The sequence below is a fragment of the Citrobacter sp. genome (assembly GCF_050252275.1).
GTDB classification, from domain to species: domain Bacteria; phylum Pseudomonadota; class Gammaproteobacteria; order Enterobacterales; family Enterobacteriaceae; genus Citrobacter_A; species Citrobacter_A amalonaticus.
In genome coordinates this window covers 1-3,136 of the sequence record NZ_JBFWLF010000392.1, presented here as the reverse complement: position 1 = coordinate 3,136, position 3,136 = coordinate 1, and the positions used below count along the sequence as shown (strand labels likewise).

At 54.4% G+C, this 3,136-nt stretch carries 2 protein-coding genes and 1 pseudogene; all 3 read right to left on the bottom strand.

The genetic code is table 11. From position 1 onward, the window contains the following. Positions 1 to 76: pseudogene (locus AB7E14_RS22175) on the bottom strand (bifunctional 4-hydroxy-2-oxoglutarate aldolase/2-dehydro-3-deoxy-phosphogluconate aldolase); the annotation flags it as partial. A gap of 35 nt (positions 77 to 111) precedes the next feature. Beyond that, positions 112 to 1,923, bottom strand: a complete 1,812-nt coding sequence (edd, locus tag AB7E14_RS22170; protein ID WP_044257635.1) for a phosphogluconate dehydratase — start codon at positions 1,921 to 1,923, stop codon at positions 112 to 114. Positions 1,924 to 2,156: 233 nt separating this feature from the next. Beyond that, the coding region (gene zwf, locus AB7E14_RS22165) for a glucose-6-phosphate dehydrogenase (RefSeq protein ID WP_428169969.1) at positions 2,157 to 3,136 on the bottom strand (980 nt) is incomplete at its 5' end.

The following is a 3,136-nucleotide window of genomic DNA, read 5'->3' as shown; positions in this document are numbered from 1 at the left end:
GTTTATTCACTACGATCACCGGGACAACCGGGCCGGTGGTCAGGATTGCTTCTGCACTTGTTTTCCAGTTTTTCATCAGAGTTTTTCTCTCGCCTGATTACAAAATATGCCTTAAAAATGAATACAGGTTGCGCCCTGTTCTGCGCCGGACAACTGTTCACGCAGCGCGCCGAACATTTCACGCCCCGTACCGATGCGCGATGCGCTCAGATCCGGGATATGCGGCTGGCGAGCGGCAAGCTCCGCCTCATCAACCAACAGCGTCAATTCACCTGTCTGTCCGTTCACCCGAATAATGTCGCCATCGCGTACTTTTGCCAGCAGTCCGCCATCATAGGCCTCCGGGGTTACATGGATGGCTGAAGGCACTTTACCGGACGCACCGGAAAGTCGACCATCAGTAACCAACGCAATTTTGAAACGACGGTCCAATAATACACCAAGTGGCGGCATGAGTTTATGTAATTCTGGCATTCCGTTCGCTTTTGGTCCCTGATGACGCACAACTACCACGCAGTCACGGTCCAGCAGACCCGCTTCAAAGGCCGGCAGGACATCATGCTGACTTTCAAAAACAACGGCTGGTGCTTCAATCACCTGATTCTCGGCCGGTACGGCGGACGTTTTCATAACCGCACGACCGAGGTTACCACTCAGCACTTTAGTGCCACCATGATGAGAGAACGGCTGGTCAAAGGAGGCAATGACATTGCTGTCCAGCGATTTGGCCGCGCCTTCACGCCAGTCGAGTTCGCCATTGTTCAGCCACGGTTCCAGGGTGTAGCGCTTCAGGCCGTAACCGGCCACGGTGTTGACGTCTTCATGCAGCAGACCCGCGTTCAGCAGTTCACGCATCAGGACCGGGACACCGCCCGCAGCCTGGAAGTGGTTAATATCCGCCGGGCCGTTAGGATAGAGACGCGCCATCAGCGGCACGATGTCGGAGAGGTCAGAGAAGTCATCCCAGTTAATCTGGATACCCGCAGCGCGGGCCATCGCCACCAGGTGCATGGTATGGTTCGTTGAACCGCCGGTCGCCAACAGCGCGACAATCCCGTTCACCACCACTTTTTCATCAATCATTTTGCCGATCGGCATCCATTCGTTACCGTTACCGGTCAGACGCGTCACCTGGCGCGCTGCTGCTGCCGTCAGCGCTTCACGCAGCGGAGCATCCGGGTGAACAAACGAGGACCCCGGCAGTTGCATCCCCATGAACTCCACCACCATCTGGTTGGTGTTCGCGGTACCGTAGAACGTGCAGGTGCCCGGCGCATGATAGGAGGCGGCTTCAGACTCCAGAAGCGCCATACGATCAACTTTACCTTCAGCATAAAGCTGACGAATGCGGACTTTCTCTTTATTCGCCAGGCCGCTCGCCATTGGACCTGACGGCACGAAGATGGAAGGCAGATGACCGAATGACAGCGCCGCCATCGCCAGACCCGGGACGATTTTGTCACAAACGCCGAGGAACAGCGCACCGTCGAACATGTTGTGAGAGAGTCCCACCGCGGCGGACATCGCAATCACTTCGCGGCTCAGCAGCGAAAGCTCCATACCGTCCTGCCCCTGCGTGACGCCGTCACACATTGCCGGAACGCCGCCCGCGACCTGCCCGACCGCATTGGCTTGATGCAGCGCTTTGCGAATGATGTCCGGATAATGTTCGTAGGGTTGATGTGCGGAGAGCATGTCGTTGTAGGAAGTGATGATCGCGATATTGTTACGCAACATGCTTTTCAGAGAGGCTTTATCGTCTGGCTGACAAGCCGCGAATCCGTGCGCCAGATTCCCGCATGCCAGTTGTGAGCGGTGAACGGTCGAGGATTTAGCCTGTTCTATACGAGCGAGGTAGGCAGAACGGGTCTCACGGGAACGTTCAACAATACGTTGTGTTACGCGTAACAAATTCGGATTCATAGAGGCTCCTGAAATTTATCTGTCAGAGCTACAGGTTTGGCAAGTTCATTTACTGCGTGTATAAATACAGGAAACGCTTGCTCACCGGAGCTCAGGGGCAAAATCGTTTCAGGCAGTGTAATAAAAAAAGCCTCGCGGGTGAATCCACACGAGGCTTAAAAGTGCAAAAATTGTTCAACAATCTGTGTTAGATCATGTTACCGGTAAAATAACACAGGAGTGGTAGACACTTTTTACTCGAATTCATTCCAGGAACGACCGTCACGGGTGATCATCGCCACCGAAGCAACCGGTCCCCAGGTCCCGGCCTGGTACGGTTTCGGCGCATCGTTGTCCATTGCCCACGCTTCGGTAATGGAGTCGACCCACTTCCACGCCTCTTCGACTTCATCACGACGCACAAACAGCGCCTGAATGCCGCGCATGGTTTCCAGCAGCAGACGCTCGTAAGCATCCGCCAGATGCGTTTGATTGAAAGTCTCGGAGTAGCTCAGATCCAGCTTGGTGATTTGCAGGTTATGCTTGTGGTCAAGACCCGGAACTTTGTTCAGAACCTGGATATCCACGCCTTCATCCGGCTGCAGACGAATGGTTAGCTTGTTCTGCGGCAGATCCTGCCAGGACTCTTTAAACAGGTTCAATTCAGGCGTTTTGAAGTAAACCACAACTTCAGAACATTTCGTCGGCAGACGTTTACCGGTACGCAGGTAGAACGGCACGCCCGCCCAGCGCCAGTTATCAATGTCGACGCGGATCGCCACAAACGTTTCGGTGTTACTGCTCTTGTTCGCGCCCTCTTCTTCCAGATAGCCAGGGACTTTTTTGCCCTGAGCAAAGCCGGTGGTGTACTGACCGCGAACGGTTTTTTCACGCACATTTGAACGATCGATACGACGCAGCGACTTCAGCACCTTCACTTTTTCATCACGAATGGCGTCAGCGCTCAGATCCGACGGCGGCGACATCGCAATCATGCACAGAATTTGCAGCAGGTGGTTCTGGATCATGTCGCGCATCTGCCCGGCCTGGTCGAAATAACCCCAACGCCCTTCAATGCCCACCTCTTCTGCCACGGTGATTTCCACAGGATCGATCGTGCGGTTATCCCAGTTATTCACAAACAGGGAGTTGGCAAAACGCAGCGCCAGCAGGTTCAGAACGGTCTCTTTTCCCAGATAGTGGTCGATGCGGTAAACCTGGCACTCTTCAAAAT